This window comes from Kosakonia sp. S57 (genome assembly GCF_016516575.1).
In the GTDB taxonomy this organism is placed as follows: Bacteria; Pseudomonadota; Gammaproteobacteria; order Enterobacterales; family Enterobacteriaceae; genus Kosakonia; species Kosakonia cowanii.
Map to the genome: position 1 here is coordinate 42,178 of NZ_JACVUL010000026.1, position 19,130 is coordinate 61,307.

Here is a 19,130-nt window from a genome sequence, read left to right on the forward strand (position 1 = left end):
TTTCGGCGCACATAAAGGCGAGATTCAGCAATTCGATAAGAGTTACTGGGAGTCAACTAAAAAAAATCCCCTGAAGAGTGACAAGTAGGTTGTTATGGAGTGTAACACCCAGTCTGATGCGGAGAAGGAGCGCCTTTCATCGGCCTATATCCAGTTGTGCAAAGCAGGTCATCTTGATACCGGGAACCGCCTCTTCGTCGAAAAGATATTCAGCGATCCCCATTATTCCAGAGCAGTTTCAGGAATGATGAATGCAAAAATGCCGAAGAAAGAGTCAGCCGAATCACAGTTGAAATGGTCAGTGGCGCACAGCGATAACCCTGACAGTTTCAAGGAGTATTGTGGGTATTACGTCAAAAAAGATGCAGATAAACGTTCTTCCACACTGTTGGGCTTAAACGTTGAAGGTTTCATGTCTGAAATCTTTAACCAGTGCATGGTAAAAAACCATATGATGAAAATCGTTCCTACTAAATCATTCAGGAAGTGTAACAATATTAGCTGGTAACTAGCATGTAAGGTTCCAGCCCGCGTCCGGAATAACCGTTAAAAGCAGGGTATTATCCTGCTTTTATCGGGCCGGAATCTCGCTGCAACCGGGCGGCGAGTTAGATCTCAGTCAGTACCCGTTCTGATGAAGCCAGCCCGCACATGACCATATCCTCTTACCCGGCAGGAAGCCTGGATTATCAGTACAAACCTTCTACGCAGAACCTGATTTGTGCCGTTCGCTTCCTTTCCAGTAAATCAGATACGTAAGTGCAGCAACTGAGCAAAAAACATAAGGGCTTAAAAGCAGAATTTCGTGGTAAGTAATGTCGAATATGCTGATGACAGGCCATGCCAGTACAGCAAGCCATATGAAGAGCGTAGTGAGCAGTATAAAAAAGCATCCCTTAAATGAAGGGGCAGGGAATATTCGCCTTGTTATTACCACCACCGGAAGACCCACTATAAAAGTCCCTGCCAGAGTGCCGTAAATACTTATCATCACGGTAAACAAATAGACAAAAATGACAGATACCAACTCCTCAGCGGAATCGTTATTTTTTGCCCAGTAAAGATATATCAAAAGAAATAATGAGCCAGATAAACTGCCAAATACCGCTGACAGCACAGAAGACATAACTAAATTTTTATCAATAATTTTAGGCATCGTTTTCTCAGCATCTGAGTTGCTGGCCTTCGGGCGGCTTTCCGGCTGAACCGTGCAGCGTGGCGTGGGATCGCAAAGCAGGCATGGAGTTTAAAGGCGTTTACTCCCAACCCAGCTCACTATAAGTCTTACAATCCTGGTCAGGAAAAGAGGTCATATATTGACCCCAGCCCATATATTTATAATAAAGTGTCATTGCTTCATAATAGCTCGTAGCTTCAACTTCCCATACAAGCTCTGCGCCGGGCACTAATAATGATCTTGCGGCATTTCCGTGCACACCTTTGAGGCAAAAGGTCTGGCACCCGTCTGGCTCTAACCATAGTTCATGCTGCAAAATTGACTCCCTTTATTATTAAAGTTGTCTGCCAATCATTCCATATTAGACAGTGATTTAACAGACGATAGTCTGGTAAAGACCTCAGTTTTGCATGGCTGTGGTAATGGTCGGCATCAGTATCATTGATTTAGCCAAAGAGCGCGAGCAACGCAAATCAGGCAGAAGGGAGCACCGCGCTTACATCAGCCAGAGCGCCCGGCATAATAGCCTGTGGCTATTACCCCCATCCCTGTTTTGATATATCTATATCTCTCGATTAACCTACTAATTTAAGTAGCCAAATAATCGATGCTAACAATTACCAAAAATGCTAATAGCATCTTATTACCCAACCCTGCGTATCACGTAATCTTCAAAGCCACTGCGATATACTTCAATCTTCTCCAGAATATATCCTGAACTAAAGTTAAATTTAAAATCTCATTATCTATTTGCCTTGATGAGTATTGCCTTTTTAATTAATCCATAAGAAAATACTTAGAAATCATTATTAAAAGCAACTTAACCAAAATTATATTGGTCGGGTGACCTATGTTTTCTTCAGGGATGAGAAAAGTGCGTTATTTATTGCTGTTGATATTATTTATCTCTGCCGCACAGGCCGCGCCATTATCGCCGGCTGATCGGGATGCGGTGCGACAACAGCAAGAACAGCTGTTGCGCCAGAGCCAGCAACAGCGCGATGAGCTGGAGCGAAGCACGCCGCTGCCGCGTCAGGACGTGCGTACGCCCGACGGCAAAACTCAGGGCCCCTGTTTTACCATCCACACCATCACCCTTTCAGGCGTCACGCTTATCAGCGCGAAAGCGCAGCAGAAACTGATCTCTCCGTGGCTGAATCAATGCCTGGATATGGCAAAAATCACCGAATTAACCACCGCCATTTCTGACTGGTATATCAGCCGCGGCTATATCACCAGCCGCGCATTTCTTACTGAGCAAGACCTGTCGCAGGGTGAATTACGCCTGGTGGTAATGGAAGGGAAATTAAGCCATATCCGCCTCGACGGTGAATCGCCGCGCATGCTGAAAATGGTTTTCCCCGGTCTGGAAGGCAAGGTATTAAATCTGCGTGATATTGAGCAGGGGATGGAGCAAATAAACCGTTTGCGCAGCAACCCTGTGCAGATAGAAATAGTGCCGGATAGCGAGCCGGGATATTCCATCGTTAACCTCACCGTCACGCCTGAATTCCCGTTAAGTGCCACTTTCTCGCTTGATAATAGCGGGCAGAAGAGCACTGGCGAGAAGCAATTAAACGGTTCACTGAGTGGAAATAACCTGCTGGGGCTGGCCGATAAATGGTTTGTCAGCGGCGGGCGCAGCAGTGACTTCGCCACTGGATATGATGCGCAAAGTTTCCAGACCGGCGTCAGCGTGCCTTATGGCTACGGCCTGCTGGATTACAGCTACGCCTGGAGTAACTACCGCACCACCATTATGAATCAGGGTTATCCATGGATGTCGACGGGTGACACCAAAACCCATCGGCTGAATGGTTCATGGGTGGTGTTTCGTAATGGCGATATCAAAACCGCGCTCTCGGCGGGCGTAACCCAGCGCTCCAGCCGTAACTGGCTTAACGACGCGCCGCTGAAAAGCAGCACCCGTAACCTCTCCAGCCTCCAGCTTGGTATCAACCACACACAGAAAATGTTCGGCGGTGTGGCAACGTTCAACCCCGGTTATAGCCACGGTATGCCGTGGTTTAACGCCGAAACAGATGAAGAGAAGATCGGTGATGTGCCGCGCGCAGAGTTCCGTAAGTGGAACCTGAGCGCCAGTTTCCAGCGCCCGGTAACCCATGATCTTCTGTGGCTTACCAGCCTGTACGGGCAGTGGTCGCCGGACCGGCTCTATGGCAGCGAACGGCTGACCCTCGGTGGCGAAAGCTCCGTTCGCGGCTTCAAAGAGCAGTATCTCTCCGGCGATAACGGGGGTTACTGGCGCAATGAACTCAACTACCCGCTGTTTACCCTGCCGGTGCTCGGGCAGATCAGCGCCACCGTCGCGCTGGACGGCGGCTGGCTGGAAAAGGATCGCTTCGACAAATTCGCTTCAGGCACGCTGTGGGGAACGGCGGCATCGCTTAGCAGCGCCGGGCGCTGGTTCGCCAGTCAAATCACAGTAGGGACGCCGCTCGCTTATCCCGACTGGCTGGGGCCGGATCATCTGACGCTTAACTGGCGTGTTGCGGTGACATTTTAAGGAAGAAGGCAATGGATACTGTCAAACCTGTTCGTTTCTCACAACGCGCGCTGAGCTGGCTGATCATCAGCCTGCTGGTCTGGCAGCCCGTTGCGCCTTCCTTTGCCGCGGCCATCACGCCGAATGGCCCGGCCACCATGGATAAGGCCGCCAATGGCGTGCCGGTGGTCAATATCGCCACGCCGAACGGCGCGGGTATTTCCCATAACCAGTTCAAAGATTACAACGTCGGTGCCGAGGGGTTAATCCTCAACAACGCCACCGGTCAGCTTACGCAGACGCAGCTGGGCGGGCTTGTCCAGAACAACCCGAACCTGCGCGCAGGCCAGGAAGCGCGCGGCATTATCAACGAAGTCACCGGCGGCAGCCGTTCCCAGTTGCAGGGCTATACCGAAGTGGCGGGGAAAGCGGCGAATGTTATGGTCGCCAACCCGTATGGCATCACCTGTAACGGCTGCGGCTTTATCAACACGCCGAATGCTACGCTGACGACCGGTAAACCGCAGTTTGACGCGGCGGGCAACCTCTCTGCGCTGGAGGTGAGAAAAGGCACCATTACGGTGGAAGGGAAGGGGCTGGACGCCAGCGCGAGCGATGCCCTGTCGCTGATCTCCCGCGCCACCGAAGTGAACGCCGCGATCCATGCGAAAGCACTAACGGTAACCGCAGGCGCTAACCGCGTCGATGCCAGCGGAAACGCCACACCAATTGCTGGCGAAGGCGCGGCCCCGGTCGTGGCGGTGGATACCGGCGCGCTCGGCGGCATGTATGCCAACCGTATTCATCTGGTCTCGACCGAAAAAGGCGTCGGGGTGAACCTCGGCAACCTGGCCGCGCGGCAGGGCGACATCCAGCTTGATGCCAACGGGAAAATGGTCATCCGGGAGAGTGTCGCCAGCGGATCGTTAACCGCGAGCGGCGAGAGCGTGACGCTAAACGGAAGCCATCAGACCGGCGGCAATATGGTCATTGCCGGGACGCAGGCAGTAGCGCTGAACGGCACTCAGGTGGCAAAAGAGACGCTGGAGGTTAAGTCAAAAAGCCTCACCCACAGCGGAACCTCTACGGCGAATCGCATCGCGCTGACCGGCAAGGACACGCTTACCAACAGCGGCTCGCTGGTGGCGAAAGAGCTGGCGCTGGGCGCGACGCACATCACCAACAGCGGGAAACTTCAGGGCACCCAGGCTCTGAATCTCAACACCACTCAACTCGATAACCTGGCGAGCGGTACGCTTTACTCCGCACAGGATCTCACGCTCACGCTGCCGCAACTCAACAACCAGGGCACGGTTCAGGGGCGCTCACTCAACCTGACCGGCGATGTGCTGCATAACAGCGGCACGTTGCTGTCGGAAAGCAATACGCAACTGAAGATCGGGCAACTGGATAACCAGGGAACCATCGCAGCAAAACAGCAACTCACCGCCGACACCAGCTGGCTGAACAATGGCAAGAGTGGGCAGTTGCAAAGCAACGGTAATATCCGGCTCGGCGCTGATAATGCAGTGCTGAACGGCACTCAGCAGGCGAACGGGGCGCTGGATGTGACGGCGAACACGCTCCAGCACACCGGCAAATCCAGCGCCAGCGCGCTCAATCTCAATGCCCGTGACACCCTGACCAACAGTGGTTCGCTGGTGGCGAATAACCTGACTCTCGGCGCAGCGCACATCAGCAACAGCGGGCAGGTTCAGGGCACCGACGCGCTGAACCTGAACACCAGCCTGTTGGATAACCAGGCCAGCGGCACGCTCTATTCAGCAAAAGATCTCAACTTCACCCTGCCACAGCTGAACAATCAGGGCACGGTGCAGGGGCTGTCGCTGCGTATCAGCGGCGACGTACTGAAAAATGAGGGCACGCTGCTTGCCGATACCGGCCTGTGGTTGAAGGCTCGGCAACTGGAAAACCAGGGGAGCATCGCGGCGAAAGGCCAGCTCACCGCCAGCGCGACTGAGCTTAATAACCGCGGGCGTCTGGAAAGCAAGGGGCGTGTCGATCTCAGTGCGGATAACGCGACGCTTGGCGGAGCGCAAATCGCGCAGGATGCGCTGAGCGTGACGGCGAAAACCCTTAACCACAGCGGGCAGACCAGCGCGGCTGCCGTTGCCCTGACGGCGACAGATAGCATCAACAACAGCGGGTCGCTGCTGGCGAATAACCTTGCGCTGCATGCCGCGCAGATTAACAACACCGCGCAGATTCAGGGCACCCAGGCGCTCAATTTGCAGGCAGATCGGCTGGAGAACCAAGCGACCGGCACAATCTACACCGCTCAGGATCTGATCCTCAACATTCCGCAGTTGCACAACAGTGGCACCATCCAGGGGCTGTCGCTCAGCACGACGGGCGATGTGCTGCAAAACGAGGGCACGCTGCTTGCCGATACCGGCCTGTGGTTAAAGGCACGGCAACTGGAAAACCAGGGCAGCATCGCGGCGAAAGGCCAGTTAACCGCTAACGCTACCTGGCTAACCAACGCCGGGCGTCTGGAAAGCAAGAGCCGCATGGATCTTAACGCGGATGAGGCGACGTTGAGCGGGACGCAAATCGCGCAGGACGCGCTTAATGTAACGGCGAAAACCCTTAACCACAGCGGGCAGACAAGCGCGGCTGCCGTTGCCCTGAAGGCGACACAGAATATTAACAACAGCGGAGAGATGAGTGGAGCCTCTGTCGCCCTGACGGCAACAGATAGCATCAACAACAGCGGGAAGCTGATCGCGGATAACCTCGCGCTGCATGCTGCGCAGGTTAGCAACACCGCGCAGATTCAGGGCACCCAGGCGCTCAATTTGCAGGCGGATCGGCTGGAGAACCAGGCGACCGGCACGATCTACACCGCCCAGGATCTGATCCTCAACACTCCGCAACTGCACAACAGCGGCACCATCCAGGGGCTGTCGCTTAATGCCACCAGCGATGTGCTGCAAAACGAGGGCAAGCTGCTTGCCGATACCGGGCTGGTGCTAAAAGCAGGACAACTGGAGAACCGCGGTAACGTGGCGGCAAAAGGTGCCCTGAACGCCAGTGCTGGCCGCTTGAACAACCAGGGAGTGATGCAGGGGCTGACGCTCGGCATTGCAGGTGATGTGCTGGAAAACAGCGGGACGCTGCAAGGTAAAACCCTCGATATGCGCGGCGATCAGGTACGCAACAGCGGCATGCTGGTCGCGGATGACGCACTGCGCATCGATGCCGGTTCCCTGGCGACAACGGCTGACTCCACGCTCAACAGCAAAGGTGACCTCCAGCTTTCAGCTAAACGTGACGCCTCTTTGCAAGGGCAGCTCAACGCCGACAAATCGCTGGAGGTTGAGGCAGGCACGCTGACCAGCACCGCCCAGTTGCAAAGCGGCGGCAAGATGGCGATCGCCGCCGACAGCGCCACGCTTAACGGCGCGCAGTGGGCGAAAGGAACGCTGGAGGTGAAGGCCAACACCCTGAACCACGGCGGCCGAACGAGTGCGGGAAGCATTGCACTCACCGCGCAGGATGGATTGACCAACAGCGGCACGCTGATTTCAGATAGCCTGGCGCTGAACGCACGGCAGATTGCCAACCGTGGCCTGCTCCAGGGCACCCAGGCGCTGAACCTGAACACCGGGCAACTGGATAACGAGACCGGCGGCTCGATCTATTCGGTGCGGGGCCTGCTGTTAAACATTCCCCATCTCAATAACCTCGGCACCATTCAGGCGCTCTCCCTCGGCTTCACCGGCGATACGTTACGCAACGAGGGGGAGCTGACCTTTACTTCCGACGCGCAGTTGCGTGCCAACACGCTGGAAAACCGCGGCGCGATCACCGCCAAAGGGCGCTTAACCACCGAAGGCGCAACGCTTGATAACAGCGGCTCGCTTGAAGGCCGGACGCTGGAGATCGCTGCTGATACGCTGCGCAACAGCGGCTCAACCTTGTCTGCGGGTGATACGCAACTGCGCGCCGGGCTGCTGGATAACCGGGCAACGATGGCGGCAAAAGGCCAGCTAACAGCCGATAGCCAGACGCTTATCAACAGCGGCACGTTGCAGGGCCAGACGCTGGATATCGGCGGCGACGCCATACAAAACAGCGGCACGCTGAACGCAGCGGGCGCGGCGCAGATACGCGGCGGAGAAGTCACTAACAATGGTGCGGTGGCGGCAAAAGGCCAGCTCACCGCTACTGTCACGGCGCTTAACAACGCCGGTACGGTACAGGGGCAGGCTCTTGATATCACGGGCGATCGGGTGCAAAACAGCGGCACGCTGGCATCCGATGGCGCACTGCGCGTGCAGGCCGGAACGCTCGCCAGCGGCGCGGGCTCAACCATTACCGGTATCGGCAATGTGGCGCTGCATGCACAAACGCGGGCCGATCTCGACGGGCAGGTTAACGCTGGCGGTGCGCTTACTGTTCACGCCGGGACGCTGAGCAGCCAGCAACAGGCGCAGTTGCAGAGCGGGGGCGATATGACCCTCGATGCGGACAGCGTCACCCTAAACGGGACGCAGGCGGTCAAAGGCGCGCTGGCTGTTAAGGCTAATTCGCTGAGCCACGGCGGCAAGTCCAGCGCTGCTGGCATCAATTTAAACGTACAAAATACGCTGGCGAATAGCGGCACGCTGGTTGCCGACACCCTCGCGATGAACGGCGGGCAGATCCGCAACAGCGGCCTGTTGCAGGGCACCCGCGTACTCGATCTTCAGACCGGCAAACTGGATAACCTCTCCGGCGGGACGATCTACTCCACGCAGGGCTTCACCCTCGCCATCCCTGAATTAGCCAACAGCGGTCTCATCACCACCGATGGCGATCTGCATATTGGTGGCAACACGCTGATCAATGACGGCGAGATCAACGGCGTCAGCCTCTCCAGTGATTACCGTAACCTGACCAATGCCGCCAGCGGGCGTCTGCTGGCCGACAAAAATCTCACCTTTAATTCAGCCAGTATTGTGAATGACGGGCTGGTCTCGGCAGAGACCGGCAGCGTGACGGCGCAGAGTCTGGAGAACCGCGGTGAGCTGACCGCCACCTCGCTGCTGCTGACGCTCACGCGGCAGGCGATAAACCACGATAACGGGCGCATCATCGGAGAGAGCGGCCTGACGCTCAGCGCACCGACGCTGCTTAACCGCGGCCTGATGGCGGGTAACACCCTGACGCTGATGCAGGGCGATATCACCAACAGTGGAACGTTGCAGGGCACGAACGGCCTGACGGCAACCGGCACCAGCCTGACCAATGAGCAGGGCGGCGTCGTGCTGAGCAATGGCGCCGTCAGCGTTAAAAATGGTCGCCTGGTCAATGCCGGGCAGTTGCAGGGCGATACGCTGGATTTAGCCACCGGCGAGTGGCTCAACAGCGGCACCGCGCTGGGCAAAAATGGCCTGAATGCCGAAGTTAGCGGCAAACTGGAAAACCAGGGGCGCATCATCAGCCAGCAGGCAATGACGCTCCAGGCGGCAGGCAGCGAGAATGACGGCACGCTGATGGCTAAAGTGCTCGCCCTGCACGGCGATGTGCGCAACAGCGGGTTGATTCAGGGCAGCGACACGCTCGCCTGGGATGGAGCCTCGCTGGTGAATGCGGCCAGTGGGCAGATGCTGAGCGGCAACGGCCTTACGCTTAATGGAAGCACGCTGGATAACCAGGGGCAGATGCAGGGCCGCACCGTTACTGCAACCGCCGACAATATGCACAACGGCGGCACCCTGCAGGCGCAGGACGATCTTAACGCCACCCTTAGCGGCAAGCTGGATAACCAGGGGCAGATGCTGAGCCAGGGCGCGGCGGATATCCGCACTGCGCAAACCCAGAACGGCGGCAAGCTGGCGGCAAAAGTACTGCGGCTTACCGCGCCTGAACTGACCAACACCGGCCTGTTGCAGGGCAATGATGCCCTGACGCTCAGCACCCTTAACCTGCTGAATGGCAGCAAGGGGCAACTGGTCAGCGGCAACGCGCTGGCGCTGAATCTCGATCGGCTGGAGAACCAGGGGCAGCTCTATGTGAACGGCGGGCTGACCCTGAATGCGCTCACGCTGGTCAACGGGGGCAGCGTGGAGTCTGACGCTCTCGACGCCACACTGCGCGGCACGCTGACCAACAGCGGAACTCTGCTTGCCCATCAGGACGCGGTGCTGCGTGGCGATACACAGATCAACAGCGGTGACATCGCCGCGCAGTCACTGACCCTTGAGGGCAGAGCGCTCAGCAATAGCGGGCTGATGCAGGGAACGCACGGGCTGCAGGCCACGGCGGACACGCTACTCAATAATGCGGGCGGTCGTTTGCTCTCCGGCGACGCCATGACGCTCAATGCCGGCAAGCTGGAAAATGGCGGAACAGTGCAGGGTGGCACCGTCTCGTTAAACGGTTCGAGCCTGAACAACCGCGGTCTGGTTAACGGCCTGCAGGGGTTGACCGGGGTTTACGGCGCAGATCTCATCAACGACGGGCAACTGGTCAGCGGCGGCGCGACCGATTTACGCGCGCAAACCCTCACCAACAGCGGACGCATCACCGGCAATACCCTGACGTTAACGGGCCCAAGCCTGCACAACAACGGCTTATTGCAGGGCAATAATGGCCTGGCGGTGAGCGGTGACACGCTGACCACCGGAGCGGGATCGCGCACCCTGAGCGGCGGCATGTTGACGCTGGATAGCGGATCGCTCACCACGCTGGGGACGTTGCAGGGCAGCCAGGTCAATGTGGCCGCCGATAACTGGACGCTTGGTGGCTCGCTGCTGAGCCAGGGTGAGCTGACGGCGAATGTCGGCAATACGCTGGCCTTGTCCGGCTCGTTAACCAGCCAGGGTGGAATGAATGTACGCGCCCAGACGCTGAATAACGACGGGCAGATGCTGAGCGCCGGTGATATCACGCTGAGCGGCCAGTCGCTGACCAACACCGGCATGCTGCAGGGCAACAGCCTGGCGGCACATGAGAGCCGCATCACCAACACCGGGAAACTGATCGGGCTGAAAGGCCTGCAACTGGATAATCGTCAACCCGCTGTCACCACACTGGCGCGCATGGCGCTGGTGGCACCGGCGCTTGAGCTGAGCAACGGCGCGACGGGCTCGCTACTCACTCAGGGCACGCTCGATATTACCGCCGGGACGGTGCGTAACGCCGGGAACTGGCAAGGGAACCGGGTGCTGTTGGCGGCCCAGTCGCTGGAGAATGGCGGCGCGGTGCAGAGCGCCGGGGCGCTAAACCTGACGCTTACGGGCAATCTCAACTCCACGGCGGGCAGTAAAATTACCGCCATGGGCGCGGCGGCGTTGCAGGCGCTCTCGCTCACCAACCAGGGGCAGTGGGCGGCATCCACCCTTACGCTGAAGGGCAACACACTCGATAACAGCGGCGCCATCAGCGGGCGCGACGGCGCGACCGCGACGCTCAACGGCGCATTCACCCAGCAGGCGCGAGGCACGTTTGCCAGCAACGGTACGCTGGGACTTACCGCCACCACCGTGGGCAACCAGGGCAAAATCCAGGGCGGTGATCTTACGCTTACGGCGAGCTCGCTGACCAACAATGCGGGTGCCGAACTGGTGAGCAGCCGTGGATTGACGCTTACCGCACCATCGCTGTTCAACTACGGGTTGATTCAGGGCGCGGGCGAAACGCGCATTGAGAGCACCGCGCAGGCAATAAATGCGGGCAAACTCCTCTCCGGCGCGCGTCTGACCTTAACCACCCCGCAATACAGCGGCGCGGGCTGGTTACAGGCCACCAATCTGATCCTCAATGCGGCCAATAACGCAGGCACCGGGACGCTGCTTGCCGATCAGATGACGCTGACCGGCAACACCTTCACTAACCAGGGCACCACCCAGGCCAACAACCTGGCACTTAATTACGCCCAGCTCACCAACAACGGCACGCTGCTGGGCAACAGCCAGTTGACGGTCAATGCTTCACAAGTGAATCAGTCTGCCAGCGGCAAGCTCTTCAGCGGCGGCGATCTGTTTGTTGGCGCAACCGGGATGAATGCGCTGGGGCAGGTGGTTGCGCTGGGCAACCTGACGCTGCAACTCGCCGATGCCTTTACCGCTAAAACGGCGCTGGCGGCGGGCAGAAATCTGAACATCAGCAGCAATGGCGCAATTGATAACCAGTCTGTGATGCAGGGCCAGGCGGTCAACCTGAGGGCAGGCGGGCAGCTGACGAACAACGGGCAAATCACCACCGGCAACGGCAGCAGCACCCTAAGCGGCAGCACGATTGTGCTGAATGGTAATGGCTCTCTGCAGGGCGGCGGTGATGTGACGCTGTTAAGCCGCGACGCGATCGCGGTAAACGGCTTTACCGGCACCCGCGGCAGCCTGACGCTCAGCGCGCCGGGAAACATTGTTAACACCGCGCTGCTCTACGCGGCGAATAACCTGGCGCTCTATGCGAACACGATTACCAACCAGCGTGGCGATATGCTGGCGGGGAATAACCTGTCGATGCAGCGTGATGCGGCGGGGAATGCGAATAGTGAAGTCGTTAACACGTCAGGGAATATTGAGACGCAGAGTGGTGATATCACCATCAGAACCGGGCATCTGCTGAATCAGCGGGATGGGTTGAGTGTTAATAGCTGGATTGAACCTGTAACCCAGCCGGGGGCTATTCAGGATAAGTTATATTTGAGTATTAAGGATTTCCCAGTTGAAAGCCTGAAAAAAAATAAACTGCAATTTGTACCGGGCGATAAAGATCAGATCCAAAAAATAGCCTCATCAGTTACCCATAGTTCAGTAAACGCCAACGGTGGTGCAGGCGGTGTAGTTTCCGGGCGTGATATATCTATCTTTGCAGGTGCGCTGGATAATAAAGCAAGCCGAATTCTAAGTGCCCGAAATATTGCGTTATACGGTACTGATCTCAATAACCAGAGCTATCAGGATGGAACCGTAACAGCGTATTACACATACAAATATGCATCCACGACGGATACTTCTCGATCTAAGAAGGTCATAGATCCATCAAGTAGTGGCTATTTTATTTACGAATTAAGTGGGCAAACCACAGAAGCTGTAAATGGTCAGAGCTATCGCGCCGTTATCCAGGCCGGTGGTAATGTAACCGCTAACTTTAGTAGCAATATCAGTAACGAAACTACCACCTCCAACGCGGGTGGTGTGAGTGGTACGATTACCGCTCCTGCACTGAATACCCTGAGCAACCAGGGTATTGGCGGTAGCATGGCAAAACAGGCGCTTGCCGCAGGCTCCGCGTCCGTCAACTCGCCGCAGTGGCAGGATCAGCTACAAAACGCGCTGCAGCAGATTAACGGCGGCGGTTCGCTGGACAATGGCACAACCGCCGGAACGGCGCTGAGCACCGTCAGCGTTCAGCAGAAAGGCAGTGCCAGCCTCGGCAGTGCAGGAAGCCTGGCCAGTGCCAATGTTACCCAAGCCGCGCTGAAAAATATCGCTAATAGCGGCCCCGGTCAGCACCAGGGGAAAACCGTTGATACCAGCGCCTATCCGCTGCCAACGGGTAATAACGGCTATTTCGTGGTGTCGGCTAACCCGAAAAGCCCCTATCTCATTACCCTCAACCCAAAACTGGACGGGCTGGGTGATTTAGATCCGGCGCTGTTCGGCGACCTGAATGCATTGCTGGGGCTGTCGCCTTCGGCCTCCGCGCCCGGCTTTAACGCCGCGAACCTGCCGGCCGGGGTTAACCCTGCGGCGAAGCCCACCGGGCAGAACTCTTCCGGGTTACCTGGCGGCATTACGCCAGTCAGCCAGGTAAATGGCCCTTCGCTACCGCAGGGAATGACGCCGTCAGAGGGCGCGAAGCTTGTCAGTGCGCCAGGTGGTATCACCGGGGCTGGCGTATCAACGCCTGATTTGGCGGGTAACCCGCTCTTCGTAAAGGCTGGCATGACCACACTGGTTGCGCCGCGCGAGACCAATCCAAAGTATACCGACGAGAAGCTGTTCCTCGGTTCAGCCTACATGCTGGATCGCATCAACCTGAAACCGGATTACGATTACCGTTTCCTCGGTGATGCCGCATTTGATACCCGTTATGTCAGCAATGCCATGCTGAACCAGACCGGTAACCGCTACCTGAACGGTATCGGCTCCGATCTGGAGCAGATGCGCTACCTGATGGATAACGCCGCCAACGCGAAGCAATCCCTGGGGCTGCAGTTTGGTATCGCGCTCACCGCCGATCAGATTGCGGCGCTGGACCACAGCATCCTGTGGTGGGAGCGCGCGACCATCGGCGGCGAAACGGTGATGATCCCGAAACTTTACCTCTCGCCGAAAGATGTCACCGTTAATAACGGCAGCGTTATTGCCGGGAACAACGTCACCATTAATGGCGGCAAGGTCACCAACAGCGGCAGTACGCTGCTGGCGCGCAACGATCTTAGCGTTAACAGCGCCTCGCAGATTATCAACACCAACGATGCGCTGCTGAAAGCGGGCGGCAATGTCGATCTCAGCGCCGTTGGCGATATCAACAACATCAGCTCTGCCATCAGTGGCAAAACGGTAGCGCTTGAGAGCCTCGACGGCAGCATCAACAACATCACTCTGGCCGACCAGTTTGCGCTCAATGCGCAGGGCAAGGGCGGCACGATAAGCCTGAAGGACACCACGCTTGGCAGCATCGCCAGTATCACGGCGCTGGATGGCTTATCACTCACGGCCGGAAAAGATATCACCCTCACCGGCTCTACCCTGGCGGCAGGCGGCGATCTACTGATGGACGCGGGCGGCAATATCGCCGTCAACGCCATTGAAATTAACGATGCTTACAGTCAGTCCGGCTTCCGGCGTCAAACGCCGACCAGCCAGTCGACGGTGAGCTATCAGGGCAGCGGCATCACGGCGGGCGGATCGCTCTCCATGCAGGCAGGCGAAGATTTAACGCTGACCGCCAGTGATGTTCGCGCAGGGAAAGATGCTTCGCTTGCCGCGGGCAATGACCTCAACCTGAATGCGCAGCAGACCCGCCAGAGCAGCCGTAACGGCAACAGCGAAAGTCACAGCACCGGGCTTGATCGCACCACCGTCAGCGCGGGCGGTAACCTGATCCTCACCGCCGGGCAGGATATCCATTCCCAGGCCGCCGGGCTGGCAGCAGAGCAGCAGGTCGGGATGCAGGCCGGGCGCGATGTCGATCTACAAGCCGCAGAGACGACGCAGGGCGACAGTTATAAAGCCCGCAAAAAAACCGTTATCAACGAGCAGGTACGCCAGCAGGGTACGGAGATTGCCAGCGGCGCGGGCACGACGATTATCGCCGGGCGCGATATGAACGCCGAAGCGGCGCAGGTGACAGCGCAGGGCGATATCGGCGTGCAGGCCGGGCGTGACATCAACCTGACGACCGCCACCGAAAGCGATTACCACTACCAGGAACAAACCAAAACCAAGAAAGGGTTCCTGAAAAAAACCACCACGCACACCATCTCTGAACAGAGCGCAACGCGCGAGTCCGGCACGTTGCTGAGCGGCGATAACATCACCCTCAAATCCGGCAATGACCTGCTGGTGAAAGGCTCTAATGTGGTGGGTGATGGCAACGTGGCGCTGAATGCCGGTCACGATGTCAATATTGAGGCTGCCACCAACACAGATTCTAACTGGCAGTTCAAAGAGAAGAAAAAGAGCGGCCTGATGGGCTCCGGCGGGATTGGTTTCACCATCGGCACCAGCAAAACCACGCAGGATCTGAAAGAGAAGGGCACCACCCAGAGCCAGAGCATGAGCGCCATTGGCAGCAATGGTGGCAATGGCGCGATTAACGCCGGCGAGCAACTGCACGTGGGCGGCGCAGATCTGGTGGCTAAAAAGGATCTCTCCCTTTCCGGTGACAGTGTGGTTGTCGAACCTGGCCGTGACAAACGCGTCAGTGACCAGACGTTCAGGCAGAAGAGCAGCGGCCTGACGGTGGCGCTCTCCGGCGCGGTCGGCGATGCGGTGAACACGGCGGCGACCACCGCCATGGAAGCCAAAGATCAGAGCGATGGACGACTGGCCGCACTGCAGGCCACCAAAGCGGCGCTTTCCGGCATTCAGGCCGGGCAGGCGAGCCGCCTGGCAGACGCTGTCAGCGGTAGCGACATGACGAAGAACGGTGCGTTCGGCGTGATGGCCTCCATCGGTGGGCAGTCGTCGAAATCCACCTCCCACTCGGAGCAGGAGACCAATACCGGCAGCACCCTTAACGCCGGGAACGATCTCAGCATCACCGCCAGCGGCAAAGGGCAGGCGGCGAACAGCGGCGATATTGCCATTGCGGGCAGCCAGCTGAAAGCCGGGAAAGATCTCACCCTCGATGCCGCGCGTGATATCACCCTCACGGGCGCGGCTGATACCCAGAAAACCACCGGCAGCAACTCCAGCAAGGGCGGCTCCCTTGGCGTCGGCATCACCGCCGGAAAAGATGGCGCAGGGTTTACCGTTTCCGCCAGCGGCAACGCCGCCAAGGGCGGCGAGAAAGGTAACGGCACCGCCTGGAAGGAGAGCACGCTGGATGCCGGGCAAAATGTCAGCCTGAGCAGCGGGCGCGACACCCTGTTGCAGGGTGCGCAGGTTAATGGCGACAAGGTGACGGCGGATGTTGGCCGAGACCTGACGCTGAGCAGCCTACAGGACAGCGACACCTATAACAGCAAGCAGCAGAGCGTCAGCGGCGGGCTGAATTACACCTTCGGCAGCGGAGCGGGTGGCAGCTTCAGCTACAGCCGCGACAAGATGAAGAGCAACTACGACTCGGTGCAGGAGCAGACGGGGATCTTCGCTGGCAAAGGTGGTTTCGATGTTACGGTCGGCAGCCATACGCAACTGGATGGCGCGGTGCTTGCCAGCCGCGCAGAGGCTGACAAAAACCGGCTCGATACCGGTACGCTTGGCTTCACGGATATCGCCAACAAAGCGGATTACAAAGTCGAACACGTTGGCGGCGGGTTTAGCACCGGGGGAAGCATTGCCGGCAACGTGATCGGCAATATGGCGAGCAACATGCTGACCGGGCTCGGCGGTAGCGGGCATGCCGAAGGCACCACGCAATCGGCGGTGGCTGACGGTACGGTGATTGTGCGCGATACCGCCAATCAGCAGCAGGATGTCGGTACGCTGAGCCGCGACACGGAGCATGCCAACGGCAGCATCGACCCGATATTTAACAAGGAAAAAGAGCAACGGCGCCTGCAAACGGCACAGCTGATTGGCGAGATTGGCAGCCAGGTCTCGGATATTGTGCGCACCGACGCGAAGATCACCGCGACGGAAAACGCCAAATCCAGCATGCAACACGCGGATGAGAAAGACCGCGCGGCAGCCATCACCCTGCTGCAAAAGGCAGGGAAGCCGGTTACTGATGAGGCTATCAGTGACCAGATGTACCAGACCTTCTATAACCGTGAGTTTGCGAAAACACAGCAGGGCACGGGCGGCAGCGTTCAGCGTGCCATCACCGCCACAACCGCCGCAGTGCAGGCGCTGGCGGGAGGCGATCTCAAATCAGCGATTGCGGGTGGCGCCGCACCTTACCTGGCGAATGAGATTGCCAGGTTAATTCCCAAAGAAGATTGGCAAGCACGCGTGCTGGCGCACGCCGTGGTGAATGCCGCGCTGGCGGCAGCCAGCAAAAAAGATGCAGCGACCGCAGCGGCAGGAGCCGCCACCGGAGAACTGGGAGGCATAATTGCCGTTGACGCGTACCATAAAACCGTTGGTGAACTGAGCGAGGAAGAGAAACAGACCGTTTCCGCACTGGCAACCCTGGCATCCGGCCTTGCCGGCGGCCTGGTGGGCGACAGCAGCGCAAGTGTGGTGGCTGCGGCGCAGGCCGGGAAAACGACGGTTGAGAATAATTCTTTGACCGGCGATACGACTCGTGAATCAGTAAGGCAGAGCGCCGAATGGTGGAAAGAGCAGATCAGGGATAAGCTGGGTGAAAACACTGCTTCTCAGATTGCAAACGGTCTGGTTAATGTAGCCAGTGAAAGCGGTGATTTAGCAATGCTGAGTGGCGATACAGCATTTGATTTGATCGCTGGGCTTGTGACATGCGCCACCGAGAATGATTACTGTGATGAGGCGAAAAGTAATATTTCTAAAAAGGATGCAGCGGCAGCAAATGCGCTGACTAGCATCGTGAATGGCAGTGCGTGGGAAGGGATTAAATCTAACGTACTCAAAGCAGCGAATGGCGATCAGAAGGCGCTGGAGAACGTCGCAGGAGTATTATCAGGCGCTTTAATACCAGCGAAAGGTCCGATGAGTGGTAGTACTGCCACTAAGGTAGTTATAAAACCTGTCGAACTAAAAGCCGGGGCCGGTGGAAACTGGAATGTGCTGGATGAGGTCGTCGATCCAAACGTAGTTAAACAATTAACGCCAACAGCCTGTGGCGGTGCCTGCGGTGAAAACATGCTGAAAGATAGGGGAATCTTTGTCGATCAAACTCAGATAGGAACTGGCCTGAAAAGCCCTGAGCAGTTAGCCAGAGATTTGAGCAAGCATAGCGGAGATAACTGGAGTGGAGGATTTGTTGGTTTTGAAGCCTATGATGCCTTGAATAAAACAGGTTCATGGGGTGCAATGATGTGGGAGCAAGGCGGTAGGATTGGACATTGGGTTGTTGTTAAAGGTACTGATAGTAAAGGAAATGTATTTATCAATGATCCATGGAAAGGCACTAGTTATAAAATGACCTATAAAGACTTTGAGGAAACCTGGAATGGAAATGCCGTCTTCAACCAGTGATTCAGTATATATAGATAATATTTTATATTCGAAAGAAGATAAGAAAGTCACCCTGTGCTTTAACTATATGAGTAGTAAAGAAATTTTTACGGCAGAAGTGAGGAGGGTTGGGGGGGTAAAATTAGTCAGTTCTGATGAGCTACATTCTTTTTTGATGGAACTTATGCCTCATGATTCTTCAGTTTTTAAGAATTTACACAAGATAATATGGGATTATATTGAAGGTGGAGAGATAACTTTCCCTATCAAGTTGGCTCCCTAAATACCCTGGATTCCCGTTGTCAATGTGATTCCGCTGTCAACCACCAGCCTCGGTAAGAGAGCTTATGAGGATCCCACGGCGTTTGACTTGCCATCAGTAATGATTATGCATCAGACCGTCTATAACAGTGATTTTGAAAAAGCGTAGCAGGGGACGAGCGGCAGCCAACACCTCCATATTTGCCGCTGTACGTTAGCAATCTTTAATGTGCGATTTCAGATGGAGGAGCGCCTGAAACGGTTGAGATACATACATGTATAGAAACTTTGATTTATGCATTACAGATTTTAGTAGTGATAATGAGCCCGGGGGTTATTGATATGATTGCGCCATCGTGGAATCTACTGAGATGTTAAGTAAATTCAAAGAGGAAGATTGGTTATGTCTATTTTTCGACTTAGCAAATAAATCTATTTTGGGAAACAGAGATCTGGT

General features: G+C 56.7%; 5 protein-coding genes. 4 read left to right on the top strand and 1 reads right to left on the bottom strand.

Annotation, left to right across the window (positions count from 1 at the left end; genetic code table 11):
- The first annotated feature begins 94 nt into the window (after nt 1–94).
- A complete protein-coding gene (locus IAE48_RS20815; RefSeq protein ID WP_200135463.1) occupies nt 95–508 on the top strand; it encodes a hypothetical protein in 414 nt (137 codons plus the stop codon).
- Between the two features lie 195 nt (nt 509–703).
- Here the strand turns inward: IAE48_RS20815 and IAE48_RS20820 are convergent, their stop codons facing one another.
- Nucleotides 704–1,156 (bottom strand): hypothetical protein, encoded by a 453-nt coding sequence (locus IAE48_RS20820; protein ID WP_200135464.1) that lies wholly within the window; start codon nt 1,154–1,156, stop codon nt 704–706.
- Between the two features lie 886 nt (nt 1,157–2,042).
- Here IAE48_RS20820 and IAE48_RS20825 point away from each other — a divergent pair.
- Genes IAE48_RS20825 through IAE48_RS20845 form a run of 3 tightly spaced genes read left to right on the top strand, consistent with a single transcriptional unit; the run spans nt 2,043 to nt 18,695 of the window.
- Nucleotides 2,043–3,704: a ShlB/FhaC/HecB family hemolysin secretion/activation protein gene (locus IAE48_RS20825; RefSeq protein ID WP_200135490.1), complete on the top strand. Its 1,662-nt coding sequence runs from the start codon at nt 2,043–2,045 to the stop codon at nt 3,702–3,704.
- Nucleotides 3,705–3,715: 11 nt separating this feature from the next.
- Nucleotides 3,716–18,433, top strand: a complete 14,718-nt coding sequence (locus IAE48_RS24265; RefSeq protein ID WP_305067801.1) for a hemagglutinin repeat-containing protein — start codon at nt 3,716–3,718, stop codon at nt 18,431–18,433.
- On the top strand, nt 18,408–18,695 hold the full coding sequence (locus tag IAE48_RS20845; protein ID WP_200135465.1) for a hypothetical protein: 288 nt from the start codon (nt 18,408–18,410) through the stop codon (nt 18,693–18,695). The genes IAE48_RS24265 and IAE48_RS20845 overlap by 26 nt, the downstream gene beginning before the upstream one ends.
- Nucleotides 18,696–19,130 lie beyond the last annotated feature (435 nt).